We start from the raw sequence: 25,674 nt of genomic DNA, 5'->3' as shown, positions 1-25,674 counted from the left end.
TCCATTAAGTATCAAGACAGCGCCACGGTGAGCCCTGCCATGACGATGCTGACCATAGACATGAGCTTGATGAGGATATTGAGCGATGGGCCTGACGTGTCCTTGAAAGGATCACCAACCGTATCACCTACTACTGTGGCCTTATGGCATTCTGAACCTTTGCCTCCGAAAGCGCCTTCCTCAACCATTTTCTTAGCATTGTCCCAGGCCCCTCCACTGTTGGCCATGAACACAGCAAGTGAGAAGCCTGTGGCAAGTCCGCCGGCAAGTAGTCCAAGCACACCAGCAACACCTATCACACAGCCTACAATGACCGGAATGACAATAGCAAGAAGCGATGGGATAATCATTTCATGCTGTGCCGAGCGCGTGGAAATGGCCACGCAACGACCATAATCAGGGGTGGCGTTTCCTTCAAGGATGCCTTTGATAGTATGAAACTGCAGGCGCACTTCCTCCACCATCTTGCCCGCGGCCCTGCCCACGGCCCCCATCGTCAGGCCACAAAAGAGGAATGCTACCATACTGCCGATAAACATGCCTACCAGCACTTTGGGATTCATCAGATTGACTTGGAAAAACTCCATGAAGTCAGCTACCGTTGCTGAATGCGGGTCGAAGACCGTGCCCATACTGTCCAAGAACTGCTGTCCATGGTCAACAGCCCGCACCATGGCAATCTTTACTTCTTCAATATACGAAGCCAGCAAAGCCAGTGCCGTCAGTGCCGCTGAACCAATGGCGAAACCTTTTCCTGTGGCCGCCGTCGTATTGCCAAGGGCATCAAGGGCATCCGTACGTTTACGTACTTCCTCGCCCAAGCCGCTCATCTCCGCATTTCCACCGGCATTATCGGCGATAGGACCATAAGCATCGGTAGCCAGGGTGATACCAAGCGTAGAGAGCATACCCACAGCGGCAATGCCGATGCCATAGAGCCCCGACTGGATCGAATGCGCACTCATGCTCAAATCAAACCTGTTGGCACAGAGATAACTCAGCATAATCGCCACAGAGATAGTGACAACCGGAATGCAGGTGGATATCATGCCAATGCCAATACCCTTGATGATCACTGTTGCCGCACCGGTCTGCGATGCACCGGCAATGTTCTTTGTAGGGGTATAGCTTTGTGAAGTGTAATACTCCGTGCTCTGTCCGATGATGACACCTGCCGCCAGTCCCACAAGTACGCTGAATGAGATACCCAACCAGTTGTCGAGACCAAGCAAATACAATATGACAAAGGTTGCCACAGCGATCAATACTGCCGAGGTGTTGGTGCCCAGGCCGAGCGAACGGAGCAAGTCTCTCATTGAGGCACCGTCTTTTGTCCGTACCATGAAAATTCCGGCCAAGCTAAGAAACACGCCCACTGCAGCGATGAGCATGGGAGCGATAACAGCCTTGAGCTGCATACCACCACTCGATGCAGCAAAAGCCGTAGCTCCAAGCGCTGCCGTGGAGAGGATACTTCCGCAATAGCTCTCGTAGAGGTCGGCACCCATTCCTGCCACATCGCCTACATTGTCGCCTACATTGTCGGCAATGGTAGCTGGATTACGGGGGTCGTCTTCAGGAATGTCTGCTTCGACCTTTCCCACGAGATCGGCTCCTACATCAGCCGCCTTCGTATAAATACCCCCACCAACACGGGCAAAGAGAGCCTGCGTGGAAGCACCCATGCCAAAAGTCAACATGGTTGTGGTAACTGTGATAAGCGCCCCCTGGGCGCCTTTATAAAACGCATGTAAAACAAGAAACCACACGGCTATATCCAGTAATCCAAGGCCTACAACGACAAGCCCCATAACGGCACCTGACCGAAAGGCGATCTTCAAGCCCTTGTCAAGCCCTTGTCGTGCGGCATTGGCCGTACGCCCGCTGGCGTAAGTTGCTGTCTTCATTCCGAAAAAACCGGCAAGTCCAGAGAAGAAGCCACCGGTGAGGAAAGCGAATGGCACCCATGGGTTCTGCACATGGAAACCATAGGCCATCACAGCGAAAATAGTGGCAAGAACGATGAAAACAATCAACACTACACGGTACTGTTGCTTGAGATACGCCATAGCACCACGCCGTACATAACCCGCAATCTCACACATGCGGGCAGTGCCTTCTTCCTCCTGCATCATCCTGCTGAAGAAATGCCACGCCATAAAAAGAGCCGTCACAGAGGCCAAAGGAATAAGCCAAAAGATAAATGGAATGTCTTGCATAAAGTTTTTAGTTTAAAGAATTGTTGTAAGCTAATGGGTTGACTATTGTTGCTTCACACATTACCTAAATAGACATGATCCATACCCTCATCACAGGCAATGGCCTCGGCTTTTCGCATGTCAATCATCGGCGTGGGCTGGGCTTCCCGCATCTGATACCTTGGAAAGAAACGGGAGATGTGGAGGGGACATTCCGCCAGTCCATTTCCCACCAACCAAGCAAACATTTTGTGAAGCATCGACGCCTCAGTATTGATGCCTGGAATAAGCAATAGCGTGATCTCCAAATGCACTTTCATCTCATGCATAATGAGTAACGTACGGAGCACCGGCTCAAGCGATGCCTTATTAAACGTCCGGTACACATCATTAGAAAATGACTTAAGATCGATATTGGCAGCATCAAGATACGGAGCCAACGCCCGCAGAGGCTCTTCATTGACATACCCAGCGCTGACCAATACATTGTATAGCCCCCGCTCATGAGCCAGCCGTGATGTATCATAGACATACTCATACCACGTCAAAGGCTCGGTATAGGTATAGGCAATGGTAGACAGGTGATGGCTCCAAGCTAAGTCCACAATATTCTCCGGTGAACAGTCATAAGATGGCACACTGTCAGGGGCGACCTGCGAGATGTCCGCATTCTGGCAATTCGGACATCTCATATTGCATCCCGTACAGGCAATGGAAAGGCAACGGGTGCCAGGGTGCCAGGCCGCAAGCGGTTTTTTCTCAATAGGATCGTCTGCGATAGCGCAAGGCCTGCCATAGACAAGCGAGTATAGCAATCCTCTCACATTCTTTCGCGAACGGCAAAGACCTGTCCGCCCCTCAGGAATGACACATCTATGAGGACACAATCGACAGACTACATCTCCCGACTTCATCGTATCATAATATTTGCACTGTATCATATCCATATATTTCGACTCTGCCGTAACAAACATCAAAAAACGATCGCCTCATAAGTATACAGCTCCGCTGTCTTCCAGCCATCCCACCCTATGCCGGCCTTATCCTGGGCGCAATGTCCGAGGAATTCCTCTTTCGTCCAATTGACTTCATCGGCCACCTGCGGCAGAAAAGTACCGCTTCGCCAGCCTTTACGCATATAAATGCCTTGCTTACCATAGTGGAACTCATCTATGCTCCGGATACGTCTCAAAGGAGTAAGTACGCTGATCTCTATCTGAATATCATCGAGTTCTTCCACGCTGACGGGCTGAAACCGCGGATCTTCAAAGGCAGCGGCATGCGCCATCTCTTGCGTCAACATTCCCAAAGGAACATCCTCACCGAAGTGACCGATACAGCCACGAAGCTTCCCATGCTCGGTCAGCGTCACAAATACGCCCAACTTCCGCTCAAATATCTCAGTCGGCACGACCTTTACGTGGCGGTTCTCCGGTAAGATCGCATTCCAGGCCACATTTCGCAACTGTTGCTTGTCATTCTCGGTCAACAGTGAGTCTGCATGGGACGCTTTCCTCTCCATTTTGTTTCGGAGCACACAGAAGGCATGATAGCCCACAACTTCCTTCTTCCCTCCATAAGGTGAATCACCACTGTTGAGATAAGCAATGTGATGAATAGACGGCGGATTCTCTACAGAAGCAGCGGCCATCATCAACAGCACAGCAATGGCACTCTGACCACATGCACTCGTGTAGAGATTGTCCACTCCCCGGCATTCGTTCTCCCGCAGGGCCTCTACAAACTTGTCAAGCCTGCCCGTAGTGATGGCCTCGCCACTGTTTCTGTCAACGGTAAGGGCATCGGAATAGGATGGATAGTGACTGAAATCACTGCTAACGACAAACAAGTTATCAGGCGTGAAATAAGGCATGAGGACTTCTGCCATCTTCTTCAGTGTGGCAAAGTCCTGCGTGCCGATGATCATCGGCACGATGGGAGGCAGCGATGCCAGCCGATATTGCAGGAAAGGCAACTGGACCTCCAGACAATGCTCACGGTCGTGGGCTGAAGAGACATAAGTGAACACCGGACTCCGGCGCATCAACTCCTTACAGAGCTTTGTGTCCACCGCCACATCACCCAATGGAGTGCGGTAGGCATCAAACACACTACACACCGATACGCCATCAAAAGCCACGTGATGAGACGGACCTAATAAGAAAATGTGTTGATAAGACGCATCTTTGGGAATGCTGGCGAAAGCTGAAGCCGCCACACTACCTGAGAAAACATAGCCTGCATGGGGCACGATGACGGCCTGAACCCGTGCACTATCGCCAACGACGACACCTGAGCGGGCTAACAGTCCACGACCTTCCGCATAGCATTTCTCCAAGTCGCTCTGCAAATCCTGGCGTGACGCAGCATAAAACTGACCCGCCACAGCCATCTGTCTGACATTCTGTGCCATAGCCAATACTCCTGTTAAAAGAGCCACAAAAACAATACTGATTCTCCGCATCATTTCCAGGCTTAGGTCATTCTTAGTACTCTGCTGCAAATATAGGTCTTTTTTCCATTCCCAACAACATTTTTCTCCGGTTTTTATTGTTAATTTTTCGCCTTGTTCTAAGAGCGTCACCTTACGTCGTTTACGAATCCAGAAAACAAACCTAAAACCAGGCAATATATACCTCAAAACAACAGCTGAAAATTGTAATAATAACAAATTAAGTTAAAAAGAAACGATAAACGTCACGGGTCTAAAGATAGTTTTGTATTTTTGCAAATACAAACAGATTGAATAATCAATCCTAAATATGAAATAACACATTATTATGGCAAAAGTTAGTTTAATGGGTAATGTGATGAACACCATCGGCAACCTACCCGCAAAAGAAAGTATAGCCCCCGATTTCGAGGCCACCAAAGGTGACCTCAGCAGCCTCCATCTCAGCGACCTGCGCGGCAAACGTGTAGTACTGAATATTTTCCCAAGTCTCGACACCGCCACTTGCGCAGCCTCCGTACGTCATTTCAACGCTGATGCTTCAAAACTCGACAACACCGTCGTGCTCTGCATCTCAGAGGATTTGCCCTTCGCGCAACAACGTTTCTGCACCACAGAGGGTCTGAAGAACGTCGTGCCCGTTTCACTCTTCCGCTCTCCTGAGTTTGGTAAGGAATATGGCACACAGATTGTTGACGGCCCCATGCGCGGCCTGCAAGCCCGTTCCGTTGTCGTTGTAGACGAGAAAGGCAAGGTGATTTATACCCAACTCGTTGAGAAAATCGAAGAGGAACCCGACTATGCGTCGGCACTCGCAGCACTAAAATAAATCACAATGCCGAGAGATCCGGCATTGAAAAGAAAAATATACGGGCAGCTCCTGTAGCCGTTCCCTCCCATATGAGGCAGCCAACAAGCTGACACTCAAGGGTGAGAACGATTTCGAGGGCAGCCCTTTACTCTTTATTACTTTACAACCTAACGATGTGATGAGATGACCTTCCCCGACTATCTGCAAACCCAACCCCTCCTGCGCGTAGCAGTGATGTTAGTGGCTGGCATTATTGTAGGCGATGGCATCATGCGGTCTGTGCCCGCCTTGCCGTCATGGTCGGAATGGATTTGGCTCTCTATCGTAGCGCTCAGCTTTCTCCTTGAGCTTGCATTCAAGGATCGACCATACACGCAAAGCGGTTTTCTTCTTACCGCCATCTTTTTCACCGGCATGGCAATCGCCGACCAAGCTGACCGTAAAACAGCGTTCCCCTTTCAGCAACAACAATACGAGGACTACGAGGCAGTAGTGACTTCTGAGCCGCAAGTGAAAGGAAAAACTCTCCACTGCGACCTTGCCCTCACTGCCATCAATGGCAGACCCATAACACACGCCATCCATATCAAGGCGTCCTTCCTCCGCGATACAATAACAAACGACTGGAAATACATTCAACTCGGCAGTGGAATCAGGGCACAATCCATCATGGAACCCCTGCAAAATTTTCACCAAGGCCATTTCGACTATGTGCGATGGCTCCATGCCCACGGCTTCAGGGCACAGACGTTCGTCTATTATTCCAATTGGCAACCAGCAAAGGTCAACCTCAAATCTCTGTCCCTGATGTCGCGAATGCGCCTCTTTGCCATGCAGAAAAGGCAGATACTCGTCCATCAATTAAGACTTCACAACAGCAAAGACGCTCCTTCTGCCGTCGTAGCCGCAATGGTTTTGGGCGACAAACATGCGCTGAGCAAGGAGCTTAAAAACGATTACTCCATCTCAGGAGCCTCCCATATACTTGCCTTGTCAGGACTACACCTAAGCATCATCTACTTTGTTTTAACACTAATAACGGGAATCAGAAAAAGGCGGCATTGGCTCCCCCAAGCTGTTATTTTCATGGCTATCTGGACGTATGTGATGTTGGTGGGAATGAGCGCGAGTGTCGTTCGGTCCGCCGTCATGCTCTCTATCTATTCGCTTTGTATAGTGGCAGGGAGAGACAACGCCTCACTCAACACGCTTAGTCTCGCGGCCATTGTACTGACAATAGCCAACCCGCTATGTGTATGGGACGTAGGATTTCAGCTGTCCTTCATGTCGGTGCTTGCCATATTGATTTTCTATAACCCCTTTTACCAACTGTTGTCAGCGGCAAGAACGGCAAGTTGGCCTGTTTTCATCGCACGCCCCATCCACTACTTATGGAGCATGGTCTCTGTGTCCTTGGCAGCACAAATAGGTACGGCACCGCTGGTGGCCTATTATTTCGGACGCTTTCCCTGCTATTTTCTGCTGTCCAACTTCATTGTCATTCCCTGTGCGACACTTATTATCTATGGTGCCATCATGGCGTTTCTCACCACCTTGCTGCCATTGGTCAATGGTGTTATATTAGCAATCCTCGACCGAATTGCCACCTTTCTCAATACATCAATGAGTCTCATCGCCTCCTTGCCTGGCGCAAGCATAGAGGGCATTCAACTCAATGGCATAGAAACAGGGTGCATCTATGTCCTTGTAGGCATAGCATACACCCTTGCTCTGTATCTAAGAAAAACAAAAGACTTAGAGAAACTCGACGCATTCGCGAAGAAAGGAGGACAGCATGCCTGAGCGCACAAGACGCTTACCGTATGCTGTCTCTACATTTCCTATACGAGAGTTGCGACGATCTCCTCACGTGTACCCGGCAGCAGATCGATGACGGGAATCTCAGGCATGGTATAGCACCCCGGCTGTAACCTCATGGAAGCGCGCGCCACGTCGACGAGCACCTGCCCCGTAAGTGCCGGATTGTTGATACTCATATCAAAAGAGAGGCGCTGGTTCTGTGTTTTACCGCTCACGCCCTTGCGTGTCATGTGTACGCCGTGACCCATATCTTTCACCTCGTCGATGCTGTTGACTGCAAAGACATGCAACTCATCATGTGCGAAATAGTCATCAGCTTTTAGCTCGTGAGTGATGTCCTCAAGCTTCGCGCCGTCCTCCAACTCCACATAGACCATGCGGCGATGGATGCCCTCACCAAGGGGAATCGTCATCGACAAGGCATCTTTCACGCCCTTCTTGGAGCGTGCCACAACCGAGTGGCCCATTGACATACCTGGCCCAAAGTTGGTATAGCTCAGGCCTTTCGGTGCAAGGGCCTGCATAAGCACACGCACCACAGAGTCACTGCCCGGATCCCATCCGGCGGAAATGACGCTCACAGTACCCGTTTCTTTGTTGTTTTCCATCTGCTTCGTGCGGTAATCGAGGATGGAAGTGTGGATGTCGAAACTGTCAACAGTGTTGATACCAAGCTTCGTGATCTTCTCCGCATACTCAGGGCAGAGACGAGTAGGTGTAGCGAGTATGGCCACATCCACATAATTGAGCTTCTGAATGTCGTCCACCACCTCGTAGGGAGTGAGCTCCAACGGCTTGTCCTTGTCGCCCTGACGGCGCACGACACCGGCAATTTCAAAATCAGGTGCCGCCTCCAAAGCCTCTATCGTGAAGCGGCCAATGTTTCCGTAACCTACTACGGCTGCTCTTATTTTCTTCATCTTTTATATGGTTGTTATTTCTTTGTGATGATTGTTAGCTGTATGCAAAAGTAAGCGATAATCTTGTAAATCGCAACTCTACCGCAGTCTTTTTATGGAAACATAACATTTTCCAGACGTCTCAGGTCACTGAATATCAAAGCTGTACCTCACCATGATCTCACGCGAACGCAACCGGTAAAGTGTTGTCGTCTGCAGTGTCTGCCCCACATAGTTGCGCTCCATCCGATCCTTTCCGATGATATTGTTCAGCTCCAAATCCCATTCTGAATGCTTCAGCGGTGGCATTGCCTTTACACTGTAATCGCATTGCCTTTACGCTGTAATGGCATTGCCTTTACACTGTAATCGCATTGCCTTTACACTGTAATGGCAACTCGATTACACTGTAATGGCGATCCGGTTGCTTCACACCCAATTTATCATGCCTTTACAATAATGTAGAGGAACATGCGTTTATAAGAAAAGGATAAAACGTTTTATTAGACTATAAACACATGATAGAATACATCAAAGGTACGTTGGCCGAACTCACGCCGACATTGGCAGTGGTGGAGACCAGCGGCGTGGGCTACGCACTCAATATCTCATTGACGACCTATACAAAGATACAAGGGCAGAAAGACGTAAAGCTCTTCGTCCATGAACAGCTCACTACCGGCGGGCGCGATGACAGTTTCACACTCTTTGGCTTTGCCACGAAGCAGGAGCGAGAGCTCTACCGCATGCTCATCTCCGTATCGGGCATCGGTGCCAACACCGCCCGCATGATGCTTTCCAGCCTGACGCCGGCCGAGCTGTGCAACGCCATCGCCAACGGTGACGACAAGCTCATCAAGAGCGTCAAGGGCATCGGCCTGAAGACTGCACAGCGTGTCATCCTCGACCTTAAGGACAAGATTGTCTCCACAGGCATTGCCAACGAGTTGCATGTGGCCAAGCAGCACGGCTCAAAGCTGGCGGTGAACACGGCCGTGAAAGACGAGGCCGTCTCGGCGATGACCATGCTTGGCTTCTCGCCCGCGCCGTCAGCAAAAATCATCACCGAGATTCTCACAGCACAGCCCAATCTGCCGGTGGAGGCCATCATTAAAGAAGCACTGAAGAAAATAAAATAAACAAGTGAGGCTCCGCGAGGCGTTCATACTCTCCATGCTGCTGCTCGTCACCCACGTGGCGGGCTGGTGTGCCGTGCCCGCCGACAGTCTCCACACCCGTTGGAAGATCCAACGCACCACCCCTATCACTTATGATGACCTCGACCAAAATGCCATGGACCTGCAACGACCCGACGGCATCAGGTACGACGTGGTCTACAACGATACCATCAACCGCTATATCATCGGCACGCGCATTGGCGACACGTGGCTCGCAGCACCTATCATGATGACACCCGAAGAGTATATGGCCTGGAGCGAAAAGCACTGGCGCGATGCCTTCTATCGCGGCAAGAACAATGAGATCTACAAGACCAAAGGCAAAGAGAAGTTCGATTTCAGCGACATGCACTTCGATCTCGGTCCGGCTGAGAAGATTTTTGGCCCTGGTGGCGTGCGCATACGCACCCAGGGAACGGCTGAACTGAAGTTTGGAGCTACCTACAAGAATATTGATAACCCCTCACTTCCCGCACGCTCACGTAAGAAAACGTCCATGGACTTCGACGAGAAGATCAACTTCAACATGAACGGACGCGTGGGCGACAAGGTCAACATGAACCTGAACTACAACACTGATGCGACCTTCGATTTCGACACGCAGAACATGAAGCTCAAGTACGAGGGCAAGGAGGATGAGATTGTGAAGCTCGTCGAGGGCGGCAATGTGTCGTTTCCTTCCAACTCGTCGCTCGTGCAGGGAGCATCTTCGCTCTTCGGCCTGCGCACCGACCTGCAGTTCGGCAAACTGAAACTCCAGCTTGTGGCCTCACAGAAAAAGAGCGTGTCGAAGAGCGTCTCCTCACAGGGAGGCAAACAGCTCACGCCGTTTGAGATGGATGTCGCCGATTATGAGGAAAACCGTCACTTCTTCCTCTCACAGTATTTTCACGACCACTACGACGCCGGTATGTACTCCCTGCCCAATCTCACCACAGGCGTCACCATCAACCGCGTGGAGATCTGGGTGACCAACAAGAGCGGCACGACCAACAACACCCGCAACATCATCGCCCTGACTGACCTTGGCGAGAACAGCAAGGTGAGCAACCAGAAATGGACGACGACAGGCTCTCCAGTGCCGGCCAATCAGGCCAACACCGAGTATGAGACCATGACGGGAGCCTACCATACCGCCCGCGACGTGGACCAGACGTCGGCCGTTCTCGACGGCGTGGGACTCAATGGCGGCACCGACTATGAGAAACTGCAGAGCGCACGATTGCTCACTCCATCAGAATACACCGTCAACAAAGCCTTGGGCTATGTGTCGCTCAAGACTGCACTGCAGACCGATCAGGTGCTCGGCGTGGCCTATGAGTACACCTACGGCGGACAAACCTATCAGGTAGGTGAGTTCGCAAGCGATGTAGCCGATGTCACGAAAGCCTTGTTTGTCAAGTCTCTAAAGAATACAAGCAACAACCCTTCACAGGGCAACTGGCCGCTGATGATGAAAAATGTCTACTATCTCGCCGCCTCGGTGGAGAAAGAAAAGTTTCGTCTCGACGTGAAATACCAATCGGACACTACCGGTGTCTATCTGAGCTACATCCCTGAGCAACAAGTCAAGGGGACTCCTATCATCAAGTTACTCGGAGCCGACCGCCTCGACAACAACAACAAGCCACACAGCAACGGCTACTTCGACTATGTGGAGGGCTACACCATAAGCGACGGCCGCGTCTTCTTTCCTGCTGCCGAGCCGTTCGGAAGCTATCTCTACCAGTACCTCACAAAGCACGGTGTAGCTGCCAACGTGGCACGCAAGTACACCTTCACCGAACTCTACGACTCTACCAAGACCATTGCCAGGCAGATCGCAGAGAAAGACAAATTCATCCTGCAAGGGCAGTATCGCGGCACGCAGGCCAACGTCATCTCCCTCGGTGCCTACAATGTGCCGCAAGGCTCCGTAGTGGTCACCGCCGGCGGCGTGACGCTTACCGAAGGCTCCGACTATTCAGTCGACTATTCAGCAGGTGAAGTGACCATCCTCAACCAAAGCATCATCGACGCCGGAACCAGCGTCAACGTGTCCTTAGAGAGCCAGAGTGACTATTCGCAGATGCGCAAGACCATGTTCGGCATGAACTGGGAATACGACTTCTCAAGGAACTTCCAGCTATCGGGAACCTTCCAGCATCTTGGCGAACAAGCGCTGACATCCAAAGTGAACATGGGTGCCGAACCGGTCAACAACACCATCATCGGCTTCAACATCAACTGGAAACACGAGAGCCAATGGCTCACCAACGTCCTCGACAAACTGCCTTTCCTGCACCTGACACAGCCCTCACAAATCTCGTTCACGGGCGAATTTGCCAAGCTCTTCGCCGGACAGGCACACGGCGTGCAGGACAACGCGTCGTACATTGACGACTTTGAGGGCACAACTGACAAGATATCAGTGCTCGAACCCACGGCGTGGATTCTCTCGTCCGTGCCCTCGATGTTCACCGAGAGCACCGACAAGACCACACTACGCTCCGGCTTCAATCGCTCACAAATGGCATGGTACACCATCGATCCTCTCTTTACCCGCCGGTCGTCGTCACTCACACCGTCGCACATCAAGAGCGATCTGACGATGCTTTCCGACCCTTATATGCGTGAAGTTTATGTGCGCGAGCTCTATCCCAACCGTGACCAAAGCAGCTATAACGGCGCCACTTCCACCCTGCCAGTGATGAACATTGCCTTCTACCCCAATGAGCGGGGACCCTATAACTTCAACCCAGACCTCAACTATGACGGCACCCTCAACAATCCCGCACAGCACTGGGGCGGAATGATGCGGCGCCTCGACACCAATGATTTCCAGCAGGCCAACATCGAGTATGTGGAGTTTTGGATGCTCGATCCCTTCATCCACGAAGAGCAGAAAGGCGTGAAGGCCGACGGAGGTGACTTCTATATCAACCTCGGTGAAGTGTCGGAAGACGTGCTCAAAGACGGCAAGAAGTTCTATGAGAGCGGGCTTCCTGTCGACGGCTCGCAGACTTTCTCCTACACACAGTGGGGAAAGATACCCACACAGACCACGCAGACCTATGCCTTCGCCACTACCAAGGGAGCACGTGCCTTGCAGGATGTCGGCTACAATGGGCTCACTGACCTTGAGGAACAGCAGTTCAACAGTTACCAAGACTTCCTCAAAGCCATTCAGGGAAAGGTGTCGCAGGCGGTCTTCGACTCCATTTGGGCGGATCCTGCACACGACGATTACCATTATTTCCGTGGCTCCGACTACGACCGCGAGCGCTTCGACATCCTCCGTCGCTATAAGTATATCAACAATCCGCAAGGCAACTCGCCCGACACCGACAACCGCACAGAGAACTACGATACATCGTATAAGAGCGGTCCCGACGTGGAGGACATCAACCAGGACTATACGCTCAATGAGTATGAGAAGTACTTTCAGTATCACGTCTCAATCCGACCGGAAGACCTGCAGGTAGGCAAGAACTTCATTGTCGACAAGCGCGATGCCGCTTCGAGCACGCGACAGGGCATGAAGACATTCACCTGGTATCTCTTCCGCATCCCTGTGGAGCAGTTCGAGAAGCGTGTAGGCGGCATCAATGACTTCTCCAGCATCCGCTTCATGCGTATGTTCCTCACGGGGTTTGACAAGCCTGTCGTCATGCGCTTTGCCTCTCTCGACCTCGTGCGCGGCACCTGGCGCATCTATCAGCAGAACCTTGACAATGCCGCTGCGCAGACAGGCACCATCACCACCGCCTCTGTCAGCATCGAAGAAAACAACGACAAGATCCCCGTCAACTACGTGTTGCCACCTGGAATCAGGCGTGGACAGGACCCCTCACAGCCGCAACTCGTGGAAGACAATGAGCAGTCACTGCAAGTCAATGTCAGCAATCTCGCACCAGGAGAGTCGAAATGTGTCTACAAAAACACCACACTCGACATGCGTCGCTACCGCAGGCTGCAGATGTTCGTGCACGCCAACGCCGAGGAAGTGAATGCCACCAACCTGCAAGACAACCAGCTTGCACTCTTCGTCCGACTGGGATCCGACTACAAGAACAACTATTACGAGTATGAGATTCCGTTGAAACTCACGCCGCCCTACAACAAATACAGCCGCTATGACATTGAGGACACCCGCAAGGTGTGGCCCGATGACAACATGCTCGACATACCAATCTCCCTCCTGACCAATGTCAAGCGGGAGCGCAACCGCGCGCGTGCCATGGGCACGGCATCCTTCACACGCCCCTATGAGGCTTACGACGCCGACCGACCCAACAATAAAGTGACCGTGATGGGTAACCCAACGCTCGGCGAAGTAAAAACAATGATCATCGGCATACGCAACCTTTCTACCGGGCAGAAGAGCGGAGAGGTGTGGGTCGACGAAATGAGACTGAAAGAATACAACAGCCACGGTGGATGGGCTGCTGACGGAAACCTCAACGTGCAACTCTCTGACATGGGCTCAGTCAACGTGCAAGGGAGGTATGTCGCTGAGGGATTCGGCGGACTGGAGGACGGCGTCAGCGCACGAGCACAGGACAGCCAGTCGAATTTCCAAGTGACAACAAGCCTGGAACTCGGCAAGTTCTTTCCCGACAAGGCAAAGGTCTCCATTCCACTCTACTACAGTGTGTCCAAGCAGACGACACGACCTAAGTACAATCCCCTTGATACTGATATGGAACTGAAGGATGCACTCGACGCCACTGCATCGCGACAAGAGCGCGACTCCATTGAGAGCGTCGCCATAACCAAACAGGTAAATACTAATTTCTCAGTCTCCAATGCTCGTGTCGGCATTCAGAACCGGCGCCATCCTATGCCCTACGATCCCGCCAACTTCTCCTTTACCTACAGTCATTCCCACTCTCACCGGCAGGGAGAGACTACTGTTTATGAGAACGAAGACAACTGGCAGGGCATGCTCAACTACTCATGGTCGCCCGTCTATAAATCGTGGGAGCCATTCAGAAAACTGAAAAGCCACAGCAAATGGCTGGATCTGCCACGGAATCTCGGTCTGAACTGGCTGCCGCAGAATATAGGATTCAACTCCGAAATGACGCGATCCTACTATGAATTGCAAGAGCGAGACATGGAGTCAACGGAAAATTCGCAGTTGCCACTCACCTTTGCCGAGCAGTTTCTATGGAACCGTGAGTTTACATTACGGTGGGATCTGACAAAGAACCTGCATATGAGCTTCCAGAGTGCAACCCACTCTCAGATCGAAGAGCCCTACACACCCATCAATAAAGACCTCTATCCAGACCAGTACACTGCCTGGAAGGACTCCGTATGGACCAGCATCCGCCATTGGGGCGCACCATTAGACTATCAGCAGACCTTCACAGCGAGCTACCAATTGCCGCTCCATCTGCTGCCCGCTCTCGTATGGTTACGCTCCGATGCCACCTTCAATTCCACCTACAGCTGGGTGCGAGGCACCGACCTTGAGGACGGCACCTCACTCGGCAACACCATCTCCAACAACCGGCAGCTACAGCTTAACGGCAACTTCGACCTGGTAAGGCTCTACAACCTCGTACCTTTCCTTAAGAAAGCCAACGAGCGTTTCAATAAGAGCACACCGCGAAAGACCATGGAGCAAAAAAGGCAAGAGCAGCAGAGAAAAGCGGCAGAGCAAAAGCGGCAGGCTGAAGAGGAGAAGAAAATACGTGAGCAAGCCATCAAAAACGGTAAGGATGCCGACAAGGAGGTAGCCGTATGGAGACAACAACAGAAGCAGGAGGCTGAAAGAAAGAGGGTGCTACCCAAGAATCGCAACGCCTTCGAGAAAGAGATAACGCTCCTTCCCGACACCACCATCACTGTCGCACACAACAAACGCACAAGGCGTATTGTGGTCTCCGCACGTACGATGGACGGAAAGCCTTTCAAGCTCAAATTCAGGAAGATAGGTGAGGACAAGATACGCATCAAGAACAAGGTTGACTCGGCATTACACTTGAAGCTGTCCGTGGTAACGTTGCCGCCGTTGGAAGACAAGGGCTGGTACAAGACCGCCCAGGCCCTTGCCCGCGTGGCGATGATGGTGCGGTCGGCCAGCATCAGCTACCGTAATCAGTACGCCATGTCGCTTCCCGGATTCATGCCTACCATCGGCAAGGCCTTCGGTCAGACACGTGGCAACAACGTGCTCTCACCAGGACTCGACTTCGCTTTCGGCCTCATCGGCGACAGTTACATTGACAAGGCGCGGCGCAACGACTGGCTGCTCATGGCTGACAGCGTTGCCACACCGGCCACAACCAACCTTACCGAAGACCTGCAAATGCGGGCTACACTGGAGCCCGTAAAGGGATTCAGGATTGATCTCAACGCTTCCCGAATGAGCACAAGGGCAAAGAGCATACAATACATGTATCAAGGCAACCCGACTACGCAGACAGGCTCGCTCACGATGACAACGATATCTATCGGCTCTGCCTTCGAGGGCATGGGATCGGCCAACAACGGCTATCGCTCCAAGACGTTTGAGCGGTTCTGCGCATCGTTGGCTTCGATCCGCGATCATGTTGAGGCACGTTATCAAGGCACGAAATACCCACAAGGCACAGCTTTAGCAGGTAAGTCTTTCGATGCTGCCAACGGAGGTGTAAACCGCTATTCGGCCGATGTGATGGTGCCTGCATTCCTTGCCGCCTACACTTCAGGATATGGTAAAAGCTTCGACATTTTCCCCTCACTGTGGCATATGATGCCCAACTGGTCGATACGCTATGGCGGACTAAGTCAACTGCCATGGCTGCGCGACCACTTCAATTCCGTGAACATCAGCCACGCTTACAAAAGCATCTATGCAGTTGGCGCCTATCAAAGTTATTCCACTTTCGCCTCGCTCATGGGCGATGGTGGCATGGGGTTCATTACTGATGCCACAACGGGTAATCCTATACCCAACTCCATGTTCAACGTCTCTACGGTCAGCATCAACGAGTCGTTCTCGCCGTTGCTCGGTATTGATGTCACCTTCCTCAACAACATGACAGCAAGATTGGAATACAGGCAGACACGTGCCCTGTCGCTCTCAATGACATCGGTGCAGCTCAACGAAGCCATCAGCAAAGACTGGGTATTCGGTTGGGGATGGCGGCTTGACAATTTCAATCTCTTCGGCATCAGTTCGGCAAAGAGACATCCCCGCAACACACAACGCCGTGTAGGCAACAGGTCCATGGACAACAGCGCATCCACCAGTACTTCCAGAAACGGCACCAACCATACACTTAATCTGCGTATGGACCTAAGTTACCGAAAGCAAGCGGCCATCACACGCGACATTGCCACCGTCTCTTCTACGGCATCGAGCGGCAACACGGCCTTCAAACTCTCGTTCTCGGCAGAGTACACACTCTCCAAGCTCATGTCGATGAGCTTCTATCTCGACCGGCAAACAAACACGCCATTGCTGGCTTCAAGCTCCTATCCTACCACTACGCAGGACTTCGGACTGAGCATTAAGTTCTCGCTGACGAGGTAAAGACATCACATAGGCAATGCGATTACACCGTAAAGGCAATGCGTCTACACTGTAAAGGCAATGCGTCTACACTGTAAAGGCAACGCGTCTACACTGTAAAGGCAACGCGATTACAGCGTAACTAATCCTTGAAAATGAAGAAAAATCGAAGCTGGCGTAAACTAACTGATAATGAGCAGGAAACAGAAAGGCTTGCATAAAACTGCCTTGTTTGAAAAGGGCAGTGATATGCAGATTCAGGAAGAAGTTCAGTTACCAGAGCGTTGCCCGATTTCGCCACGGGTAACGATGGAGTAATATTCGGTAACTGAATTACTAAAGTTTCCCACCCCATATAAAGTGGTATAAAATAACAGTTTCTCGATAATTTTTAGTAACTTCGTAGTATCCAATCACATTGATTACCAATAAATTAAAGAGGAACTGTTATGGATGCGAGATTAAGCAATTTTAGTGAGATATCCAAACTCTTGAGTGTTAAAAGTAAGATGAGCACTGATATTCTCCACCTTTTCTCTAAATTTGGGCTTAGTCATCTACTCTGCCGTTTGTCCTTAGAGAAACACGATGGTATATCGGCAGTACAGCTCATTCTTTCTTTCTCTTTGTCTTTTCCGAATCAACGGAGAGACCATACACTCTATGTATAAGAAAGGCTTCTATGGCCTCCTTGAGACCGGCAAGAACTGTTACTACCGCATGCTGGAACGCCCTTCCATGGATTGGCGCCGGCTTATGAACTACACAGTAATCCGCTTTATGTGCGTTCTTCGAAAGAACGGTATACAAACTGAAGATGAGAACTCATGCGTGATTATTGATGACACCACACTGCAAAAGAGCGGAAAGTTTATGGAGCATATAACGAAGATCTTTGATCATGTAAAGATGAACTATGTTCTCGGCTACAAACTGCTCCTATGCACATTCTTCGATGGTAAATCTACATTGCCTTTTGACTTCTCACTACACGAAGAGCCCGGCAGGAAGGGTGATGGTGGAATTGGAAAGAAGCAGTTCAGACGCAGGTTCTCTATACACCGTGAGAAGGATAATCCTGATTACCAAAGGGAATTGAAATGCGGCATGAGTAAGTTGGACTGTACCGTAGAGATGGTAAAACGCATGTGGAAATGCGGTCTCCATCCACGGTATGCATTGGCAGACAGTTGGTTTGCCTGTGAGGACTTCATCTCATTCATAAGGAAGATTGCCAATGGTGCCATACACTATGTGGGGCTGGCAAAAATGGGCGCCACCAAATATGTGATCAATGGCAAGAAGCATAACGCCGGGGAATTGGTTGCTTTATACAGCAGGGAATATACTCATGCCTGCCGCAAGTACAAATGCCAATACATAGCCCTCCGAGGAGACCTTGGTAATCTTCCCAACAGAATTTTCCTTATCAAGTACGGGCATAATGAAAGATGGAATATCATGCTGTCCACAGATATATCCATGTCCTTCGTACGTGCTTTTGAACTCTACCAGATCCGTCGGAACATCGAAGTGGTCAACAGAGAAACTAAGGAATACCTTGGACTGGGAGCATACGCCGGTCGAAATCTCAATGGTCAGATTGCTGATGCAACTTTATGCTACATAACATATACAGTGATGGCCTTAGAGAAGCGAATGGCTGATTATGAAACGCCATGGGCGAGTTGTTCGCTGAAATGGAAGACAATGTAATGACTTTAACCCTTTGGAAACGAGTGCTCGCATGTTTGGAGAAGTTGCTGGACGCTCTTGGAGAAGTGCTTGGATATAGCATAGCATCCTTGAACTGACACAGATAATTGCAAACGATCCTGAGCGTGGCGCAGACTTCGAAGTTATGGCTGAGGCCTTAGAGGCGAAACGGTCGAAAGAAAATATTGTATAAACATATTTTAAGTCACTGTTAAGAGCAAGGAGAAATGGGCTATTCTGACAGTACAAACAACCGAAATTACCCTAAATATAAGGGTGGGAAACTTTAGTTAAATTATTACTTCGACGTAAAGTTATTTCTTTTCATGTGATATAAAATACCATTTATCGGATTGCCAATATTCATGGTGGTCTACATCCTGGCTATCTATCAACAGAGTTCCCGTATCAGTAGCCTTGGCTTTCCCGTTTTTGAAAGGAAATGCAAATCTGTATCTCGGAGGAATGAGGAGGTTTCCCATGGTGTCAGCAAACCCGATAAGTCCTTCTTTGTCTACAATCCTAAAAAGTCCTTCGCTGGGATAGTCAGGACCGTTATCATACTTAAAAACATCAAAGAGATATTTACCTTTATGATTGAAACATTTAATATGCCCCATGCTGTCTGCAACAAACCCAATTCGAGCAATGGTATCCGTATAGACCAATTGGAATACGCAGTCAATGACTGTATCACCTTTTGCATTGGTGTATCCATATAATCCATCTTTTTCTATTACGAACAGTCTGTCATCTTCTTTTCCATAACAGGAAAACAAAAGAGCAAGAGTAAAAATGGTTGTGAATAGCTTGATTGAGGTTCTCATTTCATTACTATTTTGTGTTCACTGAAAAAAAAATCAAGTAGTCCTTGAGGACTACAAGATCCATTGGTATGCTTAATTCGAAATGAAGAAGATGAAGCCAAAATACGAGTTTTCTGAAAATTGCGGGACAAAGTTCCCTAAGGAACTTCATCACGTTTTTGACAAAGAAACACATCCCTGTCCAGCATCTCGCTGTGTCCGGAAGCTTGGCCCGTATGTTGTCGGCTCTGTATATTCTCTTGCCGGTACCGAAGGAGCATTCGATTTCGTTCCTATCCCCTATGGCCTTGGCCATGTCCGTGTAATATTCCGGAGGGTGTTCTTCTTTGGGCGGCCTCCCAAGAGGCTTGCTGTATGTTCTGATTTCCATATCTTTCAGAAGTTTCCTGTTTGCTGTATTCATATATATCTTATCAGCAAGAAGAGTTGCAGGAAGATAGCCGAAGCGCTTCTTATAAAGCTCGAGCTGAAGTTTCATATCAATGCATTCGTTGTATGCTTCCCAACTGTGATGATCGATGAAGGTATAGCCTTCGCAGATGCTTGCACCAATTTTTGCGCCAAACTCGACTTTTGCCTTGGCCTTCCCACGAACTATAGGGCGTATAAAAGGTTGGAAGATGCTCACGATTCGTTTAGCACATGTATGTGCATTGTTTTCAAGCATCTCACACTGTTGGCGGAACATGTCAAAGGTGGCATTGAGAATATCCTGCTCGTGCGGTGCAAGGAGTTCTTTGCTGCCCTTGTGGTCAACAAAGATATCTACTATGCACCTGAGGTCTTTGTTAAGACAGTTCAGCATGAAGGACTTGGTGTCCTTTACAAGTTTACCGCCTTTCTTTTTCATCTTTACCAAATAGAGATATACACGGCGGGCATCTTTATAACTTGTCGCCGGGGCCTTGATGTGGAGAGCCTTGCAGATCTTCTTGATATACCTGTTGACAACTATGCAGCCGTCACGGAGGATATCAACGTCTACAGGATAGCGGACCCCGGCATTAGCGCATGTAGCATCTATCTTCAGAACGCCCTTGTGTTGCTCGCCTCTGCTGTCAGTAAACTCCCCGGCAAACTTGTCCCCGGCTCTTTCGGTCTTGGAGGCAGCAGCGCCAGGGGGGGGCTGGTCCTGACCTTTCTTCTTGTTCTTCTCGGCTTCCGCTTTCCTGCGCTGTTCTTCTTTAAGAAGCTTCGTAGTCATTTCGTTGATTTCTTCCTCACTCATGCGCTTACGCACCGTAACGAAAAGAGAGGGATCGAACATAGGCTTGTCGGTCAATTCCGAGAGACCACACATATATTGCATATACGGATTCTCACGTATTATCTGTATAGTCTCCTCATCAGACAGGTTAAGCTTGTGTTTGATGATCATTGCGCCTATAACCATGCGTGCCAGCTTGTTGCCAGCCCCTCGCTCATCGTTATGCAGTTTGGAGTTGTAAACCTTCTCCAACGCTGCCCAGGGAAGCATATCGCCGAGAACGACCCAACGGTTATGCTTATCCAAATCTTCAAACGAAGATTGGAACATATCCAGGGTCAATTGCCTGTTCTTATTCTGCGATGTATACTTCATGTGTACTTCTTTAACACTACAAAGGTACTAATTCTATGTAAAAAAATGAATCAAATAGCAAATATTTATCTAACAATCAGTAAGTTATGATTATTCAGCAAACACTAAGTACATTATTAGGACTCTTCGCTCTCTCCTTCCGGTACTTTACTTTCCACCCTAAGATTACTGACGATGCTTTCGAAATCTCCGGTATGTTCCAACGGAAAAACAAGGGTGCTGATATAGTACATATCACCTCGCTTCCCAAGGCTAATCTTCTTCACTGGCAGACTACTTACGCACTTTCCGTTGACCCACAGGCTCGTTTGTTCCTGGTCTCCGTCAATCTCAACATGTACTTTCTCACCCGGAAAAAACTGGTAATCAAATGTGTCGAGATATCCGTCACGTGAGAAACCTATCTTGCCAGAGATGGGGTCAGAAAGATAGAATTTCGTATCGACGCACGCAAAGAGCACCGTCCCCAGTTTTTCCAAGTGTGCGTCGATGTCGAAACTCACATTATATTTCCAACCAATTTGTTTTACGGATTGGTCACCAGCCACCGATTTCTTTGATACTATTGATTCGATTGTAGTGTTCTTTTCTACCTTTTCAGCTGTAAGAACAATGCCCTTTGGGTATCGTCCGGCATAGTTAAGCCCCGGTGCCTCGGAGAGCTGTATTGCTTTCTCAGCGAAGGAGGCATAGTTGATAGAGGGGTGAGCCCCTATCCACATCTTCGTAGCCAGCGTCTTCATAGCAGGCACTACCCGGTAGTGCACATCCTTGTCACTGATGCCGTTACCAGCAATATCGTTCCACAGGGCAAAGCATCCGCCTTCGATTAGCGGACTGCGTTCAGGGAATTGCATGCCATTGATGTTGGCGGGTGTCCAGTTGTTGTAGAGCCATTTCGTGTTGAGATAGTCGTAGTAATAGCCAGCCTTGGGCACGATATAGACATTCCTGTCTGGAATACTCACCAGATGATAGCCTAACTTCATCATCTCGTCAGGCTTGGAGTAGTCGTTGGACCAGGCATACATAAGCACGTCTCTCACTTTGATGGGTGTTGTGCCTTTGGCGTGTGTCTGCTGCCCCCAAATGGCAGCCCGTCGCCCGTAACGCTCTACAAGACGGATATAATGGTCGGTGAAGGCACGGAATTTCTCTACCACTTGCTGGTCTTTGTTGGAATATTCATCAGTACCCACATGCACATATCGTCCGCGGAAGACTGGATCGGGACCTTCGAGATACTCAGTAAAGAGAGAATCACAGAAATCCCAAGTCTTGGGATTCATGAGATCGAGATGATCTGGCGGGTAGTCTTTGCTGATCAGGTCGGGTCGATAGCGCGTCAGAGCGAGGCTATGCGCGGGTACGTCAATCTCCGGAATAATCTCTACGCCAAGGCTGTCGGCTAGGCGCTGCAGACCGATGAACTCCCGCTTGGTATAGTGACCGTCGCGTGCGGTAAGTCCTGGGAAACGGTCGCTCTCCAGGCGGAACGCGGCAGGCGTGCGGCTCCAGTCGTTGTTATAGAACCATTGGAAGGCATTGTCGTTAAGATGAATATGAAACACGTTCATCTTATAGTAAGCCATTATCCGCACGTAGTCGCGCAGCATCGTCATAGAGAAGAATTTCCTTCCACAGTCGAGCATAAATCCGCGGAAAGGATAGTCAGGTCGATCCGTCACACGTCCCTGGGGCAGATTCTGGTGCTCTTTGGACTGCTCAAAGATCTGTAGCAATGTGCGTGTACTCCAGTAGAGACCTTTACGTGTAGCCGCAGCGCAACGGATGTCTGTGCCTATGTCGAGCAAGTAACCCTCTTCGCCGAGCTTGTCTGCCCTTTTGATATTAAGTACAATATCACCGTCTTGTACTTTGTCATTCACTACAGCTACACGCTTGCCGAACATCCGTTCATAATCGGCAGCCAAGAGCTGTGCCACTTCTCTCTCCTCCGCGCGTTTGTAGACGATACGGAAAGAGAATCGCGTCGTACCCTCTCCACCTCTCCACTCTTTAACCTCCGGTACGGTGAATGGCTTGGCATTTATGATCTTGTCTGCTTTAGGACTTCCGGCATAACCTGCAAGACTACTCAGGGCAAAGGCAGCAAGCAGCCATAACTTTCTTACTTTCATCGACAATCGTGTTTTTAAACCCGTATAGATGGGATTAAAGGAAAAAAGTAGATATCCTAAAAGTCCAACTATACGGGGTTCATCGTATTCTACTTCACTTTTTGCAAGGCTGAGTAGTTGTAATAGGATGTCTCAGATGTCCTTGCGGCGACCCTTACATAGACCGGTTCGCTTGTGTCGATATCAGCTATAGATACATGATGTGTCTCGCCGACTGGCTGTTCGCTGGTATTGACCGTGAGCCGTTTCTTTGAGGCTGTTACGCTTAGTCCAATAGTGTTTCCATAGAGAATCTGAACTTGACTCACCTTTCCAACAGATTCTTTGCTCTGCCTGACGGTGTAGTCAACATCGAGCGTTGATCCGTTAAGTGCCGCTTCGGCCGTGATGCGCAGATAGGGCTCCACTGCGATCTTGACATTAGAGGCGGGAATGTCTATCTGCTGCTCACTTACAGACGATGCCACGAATGGTCCCTGTACGGTTATTCGGTATTTTCCGGCAAAGACTCTGGTGTTCTCAAACGATCCGTCAGGCTTGCACCAGAAGTTTGTAGGCTGCTTGGAGTCGCCCTGATAGATCTGCACGCGCGCTCCATTAGGCGATTCTGTAGGCACGAGCTCCTGGGTTTCGGCATCGTATATGCCTCCGAAGAGAGAGGCATTAGGCTCATCATAGTTGTCAACACTGCAGCTGCTGAAGACCGCGAGACAGGCTGCTATCATAAAAAATATCTTTTTCATAAGTCACATGTAATATTTACGTTGATTAATAACCCGGATTCTGGACAATGTTAGGGTTGGTTGAAATAGCAGATGACGGAATACGCTCGTAATACAGTTTCGAGAGGAATGTACGTGTGTTCTTAGGCGCGTCTTCTATCTTGAAGATGTATTTCATCTGTGAGACATCCTTGCCGTCCTCCCACACCAAGTAGGGATTGAGCGCCTTGAACTTTTTGGCGTTCAACAGCTGATCCGCGATATGCCACCGGCGTATATCCCACCATCTGTGATTCTCAAAAGCCAGTTCCATTTTACGCTCGTGTCTCACCTGATCACGATTGACACTTGTGTGTTTGGCTATCCCTGCACGCTCACGGATCATATTGACGGCTTTGAGAGCGTCTGCTTCATCCCCAAGCTCAATGCATGCCTCTGCATAATTGAGCAGCACCTCGCCGTAGCGGAACACCATCCAATTGGTATCACCATAGCCATAGTCTACCTGCTTGGTAGGATTCATGAACTTCTTGATATAGAACCCGGTCTTGGTAACGTCGCCAGAAGTGAGCGCTCCGTCCTTGCCTGCGATAGTCGTACTCGTCCCCTCAAACTTATCGTTCAGAGAGCTTGCCGCCACGATGCTCCCGTCAGATTTTACGATACCTTTTCTTATCTCCACTGTTCCTCCTTGCCAAGGGCAGAAAGGATAAATCACGGTAGCAAGCAGGCGTGGGTCCTTATCCTTGAACAAATCGACCGGATTGTCATACTTGATAGGATTGCCCTGAGCGTCATTGACTTTGAGTGTGCCCTCGCTGCCGTCTATATACTCATATTCTGCAACCAGATCCTCTGTGGGGTTGGTGACACAGCCGTAGTCGACTTTGAAGCTCTGTGGCGCATTGTAGTAGTCGAAAGTTTCGCCTTTGTTTGAAGAGTCGAAAGCCTTGGTGAAGATTTGCTCATCATTAGACTTGTCGAGGAAGAGATACTGAAAGTTCTCAGCCCTGTCGCTCTGTCCATTGTAGAGCGCGTACTTGCCAGAATTCATAATTTTTTCGGCTGCAGCCTTGGCTGCCTGCCAATAGCCATTGGCCTTGTCGGCAGATATGCCTACGAGACCATCTAACTGCACTGTGCCGTATTTGGCTTCAGAAGCAGCATAGAGCATTGCCCGGCATTCCAGAGCATAGACAGCATAACGTGTAGCACGATATTTCTCATCGTCTGCTCGTGCCTCAGGAAGAATAGCGGCAATCTCTTCACACTCTTTCTGGATGAAGTCGTAGACTTCAGACTCTTTGCTTCTCGGTATTCTCAGGCTCTCCATGTTGCCTCCATTATATACCTGTGCCTCTGTGATGAGAGGTACACCGCCATAACGCTTGACCATGGCGAAATAGTCCATGGCCCGGCAGAAACGTGCCTCTGCCTCATAGACGTTGCACTGCTCCTGGGTCAGAATCGTTGCCGTCTGTATTTTGCTCAGGAAAGTGTTGACGTTTCTCACTTGCTCATAGCCCCACCAGCCAAACATACCTTCTGGTATAAGCTCATTGTTAGCGCTTCCCCACGTGTATGAACGAGTAGCTTCGTCGGTAACCTGGGAGGGATACTGAGCCTCACTGTCTACGTAATAGTTCAGATCTTCCACCTGCATCTGGTCATACATCTTGCCTACATAGGCATCGATGGCTTCTTTGTTGACCCAAACCGTCGGGTCTGTCAGAATATTAGTAGGCGTAGTGTCAAGAATATCGTTGCATGAGCTAAGCGCCAGCACGCTGCATGCGATACCTATATATAGTTTAAACTTATTCATTTGTAATGGAATTATA

General features: G+C 49.8%; 14 protein-coding genes and 1 pseudogene. 5 read left to right on the top strand and 10 right to left on the bottom strand.

Annotated features, from left to right (window positions below; genetic code table 11):
• Nucleotides 1-11: 11 nt before the first annotated feature.
• Genes PREMU_RS05080 through amrB form a run of 3 tightly spaced genes read right to left on the bottom strand, consistent with a single transcriptional unit; the run spans nucleotide 12 to nucleotide 4,665 of the window.
• A complete protein-coding gene (locus tag PREMU_RS05080; RefSeq protein WP_007573624.1) occupies nucleotides 12-2,219 on the bottom strand; it encodes a sodium-translocating pyrophosphatase in 2,208 nt (735 codons plus the stop codon).
• A 53-nt stretch (nucleotides 2,220-2,272) separates the two neighbouring features.
• Complete coding sequence (gene amrS, locus PREMU_RS05075) at nucleotides 2,273-3,139, bottom strand: AmmeMemoRadiSam system radical SAM enzyme (RefSeq protein ID WP_040558641.1); 867 nt, start codon at nucleotides 3,137-3,139, stop codon at nucleotides 2,273-2,275.
• 32 nt (nucleotides 3,140-3,171) lie between these two features.
• Nucleotides 3,172-4,665 (bottom strand): AmmeMemoRadiSam system protein B, encoded by a 1,494-nt coding sequence (gene amrB, locus PREMU_RS05070; RefSeq protein ID WP_040558011.1) that lies wholly within the window; start codon nucleotides 4,663-4,665, stop codon nucleotides 3,172-3,174.
• 313 nt (nucleotides 4,666-4,978) lie between these two features.
• On the opposite strand from amrB, the gene tpx reads away from it, so the two are divergent.
• Together tpx and PREMU_RS05060 are read left to right on the top strand one after the other, a co-directional pair.
• Nucleotides 4,979-5,479 carry a thiol peroxidase gene (gene tpx, locus PREMU_RS05065; protein WP_007573621.1) on the top strand — a complete coding sequence of 167 codons (501 nt, stop codon included), beginning with the start codon at nucleotides 4,979-4,981 and terminating at the stop codon, nucleotides 5,477-5,479.
• 165 nt (nucleotides 5,480-5,644) lie between these two features.
• Nucleotides 5,645-7,264: a ComEC/Rec2 family competence protein gene (locus PREMU_RS05060; RefSeq protein WP_007573619.1), complete on the top strand. Its 1,620-nt coding sequence runs from the start codon at nucleotides 5,645-5,647 to the stop codon at nucleotides 7,262-7,264.
• Between the two features lie 38 nt (nucleotides 7,265-7,302).
• Here the strand turns inward: PREMU_RS05060 and PREMU_RS05055 are convergent, their stop codons facing one another.
• Both PREMU_RS05055 and PREMU_RS14925 read right to left on the bottom strand, forming a co-directional pair.
• Nucleotides 7,303-8,202 (bottom strand): diaminopimelate dehydrogenase, encoded by a 900-nt coding sequence (locus PREMU_RS05055; protein WP_007573617.1) that lies wholly within the window; start codon nucleotides 8,200-8,202, stop codon nucleotides 7,303-7,305.
• A 126-nt stretch (nucleotides 8,203-8,328) separates the two neighbouring features.
• Entirely contained in the window at nucleotides 8,329-8,490 is a 162-nt protein-coding gene (locus PREMU_RS14925; protein WP_007573614.1) for a hypothetical protein, read from the bottom strand.
• 209 nt (nucleotides 8,491-8,699) lie between these two features.
• Between PREMU_RS14925 and ruvA the strand changes: the two genes are divergently transcribed.
• From ruvA to PREMU_RS05040, 3 genes and pseudogenes are all read left to right on the top strand, one after another.
• Nucleotides 8,700-9,320: a Holliday junction branch migration protein RuvA gene (ruvA, locus tag PREMU_RS05050; RefSeq protein WP_007573613.1), complete on the top strand. Its 621-nt coding sequence runs from the start codon at nucleotides 8,700-8,702 to the stop codon at nucleotides 9,318-9,320.
• A 34-nt stretch (nucleotides 9,321-9,354) separates the two neighbouring features.
• Nucleotides 9,355-16,866, top strand: a complete 7,512-nt coding sequence (gene sov, locus PREMU_RS05045) for a T9SS outer membrane translocon Sov/SprA (RefSeq protein WP_083819264.1) — start codon at nucleotides 9,355-9,357, stop codon at nucleotides 16,864-16,866.
• Between the two features lie 428 nt (nucleotides 16,867-17,294).
• A pseudogene (locus tag PREMU_RS05040) lies at nucleotides 17,295-18,754 on the top strand (IS4 family transposase).
• A 121-nt stretch (nucleotides 18,755-18,875) separates the two neighbouring features.
• Here the strand turns inward: PREMU_RS05040 and PREMU_RS05035 are convergent.
• The 5 genes from PREMU_RS05035 to PREMU_RS05015 all read right to left on the bottom strand — a co-directional run bounded on the left by PREMU_RS05035 (nucleotide 18,876) and on the right by PREMU_RS05015 (nucleotide 25,658).
• A complete protein-coding gene (locus PREMU_RS05035) occupies nucleotides 18,876-19,388 on the bottom strand; it encodes a WG repeat-containing protein (protein WP_007573609.1) in 513 nt (170 codons plus the stop codon).
• Nucleotides 19,389-19,395: 7 nt separating this feature from the next.
• A complete protein-coding gene (locus tag PREMU_RS05030; protein WP_007573607.1) occupies nucleotides 19,396-20,970 on the bottom strand; it encodes an IS5 family transposase in 1,575 nt (524 codons plus the stop codon).
• A gap of 116 nt (nucleotides 20,971-21,086) precedes the next feature.
• Nucleotides 21,087-23,111, bottom strand: a complete 2,025-nt coding sequence (locus tag PREMU_RS05025) for a family 20 glycosylhydrolase (protein WP_007573605.1) — start codon at nucleotides 23,109-23,111, stop codon at nucleotides 21,087-21,089.
• An 89-nt stretch (nucleotides 23,112-23,200) separates the two neighbouring features.
• Nucleotides 23,201-23,854: a DUF3823 domain-containing protein gene (locus tag PREMU_RS05020; protein WP_007573603.1), complete on the bottom strand. Its 654-nt coding sequence runs from the start codon at nucleotides 23,852-23,854 to the stop codon at nucleotides 23,201-23,203.
• Nucleotides 23,855-23,879: 25 nt separating this feature from the next.
• Nucleotides 23,880-25,658 (bottom strand): RagB/SusD family nutrient uptake outer membrane protein, encoded by a 1,779-nt coding sequence (locus PREMU_RS05015; RefSeq protein WP_007573601.1) that lies wholly within the window; start codon nucleotides 25,656-25,658, stop codon nucleotides 23,880-23,882.
• Between the last annotated feature and the right edge of the window lie 16 nt (nucleotides 25,659-25,674).

This window comes from Hallella multisaccharivorax DSM 17128 (assembly GCF_000218235.1).
GTDB classification, from domain to species: domain Bacteria; phylum Bacteroidota; class Bacteroidia; order Bacteroidales; family Bacteroidaceae; genus Prevotella; species Prevotella multisaccharivorax.
Note: the sequence above shows the minus strand (reverse complement) of the source record. Positions and strands in the feature narration are given on the sequence as shown.

Excerpts from the sequence above, each read along its gene's own strand:
- PREMU_RS05080 (WP_007573624.1), bottom strand. The coding sequence starts at position 2,219 with ATGCAAGACATTCCATTTATCTTTTGGCTTATTCCTTTGGCCTCTGTG.
- amrS (WP_040558641.1), bottom strand. The coding sequence starts at position 3,139 with ATGATACAGTGCAAATATTATGATACGATGAAGTCGGGAGATGTAGTC.
- amrB (WP_040558011.1), bottom strand. The coding sequence starts at position 4,665 with ATGATGCGGAGAATCAGTATTGTTTTTGTGGCTCTTTTAACAGGAGTA.
- tpx (WP_007573621.1), top strand. The coding sequence starts at position 4,979 with ATGGCAAAAGTTAGTTTAATGGGTAATGTGATGAACACCATCGGCAAC.
- PREMU_RS05060 (WP_007573619.1), top strand. The coding sequence starts at position 5,645 with ATGACCTTCCCCGACTATCTGCAAACCCAACCCCTCCTGCGCGTAGCA.
- PREMU_RS05055 (WP_007573617.1), bottom strand. The coding sequence starts at position 8,202 with ATGAAGAAAATAAGAGCAGCCGTAGTAGGTTACGGAAACATTGGCCGC.
- PREMU_RS14925 (WP_007573614.1), bottom strand. The coding sequence starts at position 8,490 with ATGCCACCGCTGAAGCATTCAGAATGGGATTTGGAGCTGAACAATATC.
- ruvA (WP_007573613.1), top strand. The coding sequence starts at position 8,700 with ATGATAGAATACATCAAAGGTACGTTGGCCGAACTCACGCCGACATTG.
- sov (WP_083819264.1), top strand. The coding sequence starts at position 9,355 with ATGCTGCTGCTCGTCACCCACGTGGCGGGCTGGTGTGCCGTGCCCGCC.
- PREMU_RS05035 (WP_007573609.1), bottom strand. The coding sequence starts at position 19,388 with ATGAGAACCTCAATCAAGCTATTCACAACCATTTTTACTCTTGCTCTT.
- PREMU_RS05030 (WP_007573607.1), bottom strand. The coding sequence starts at position 20,970 with ATGAAGTATACATCGCAGAATAAGAACAGGCAATTGACCCTGGATATG.
- PREMU_RS05025 (WP_007573605.1), bottom strand. The coding sequence starts at position 23,111 with ATGAAAGTAAGAAAGTTATGGCTGCTTGCTGCCTTTGCCCTGAGTAGT.
- PREMU_RS05020 (WP_007573603.1), bottom strand. The coding sequence starts at position 23,854 with ATGAAAAAGATATTTTTTATGATAGCAGCCTGTCTCGCGGTCTTCAGC.
- PREMU_RS05015 (WP_007573601.1), bottom strand. The coding sequence starts at position 25,658 with ATGAATAAGTTTAAACTATATATAGGTATCGCATGCAGCGTGCTGGCG.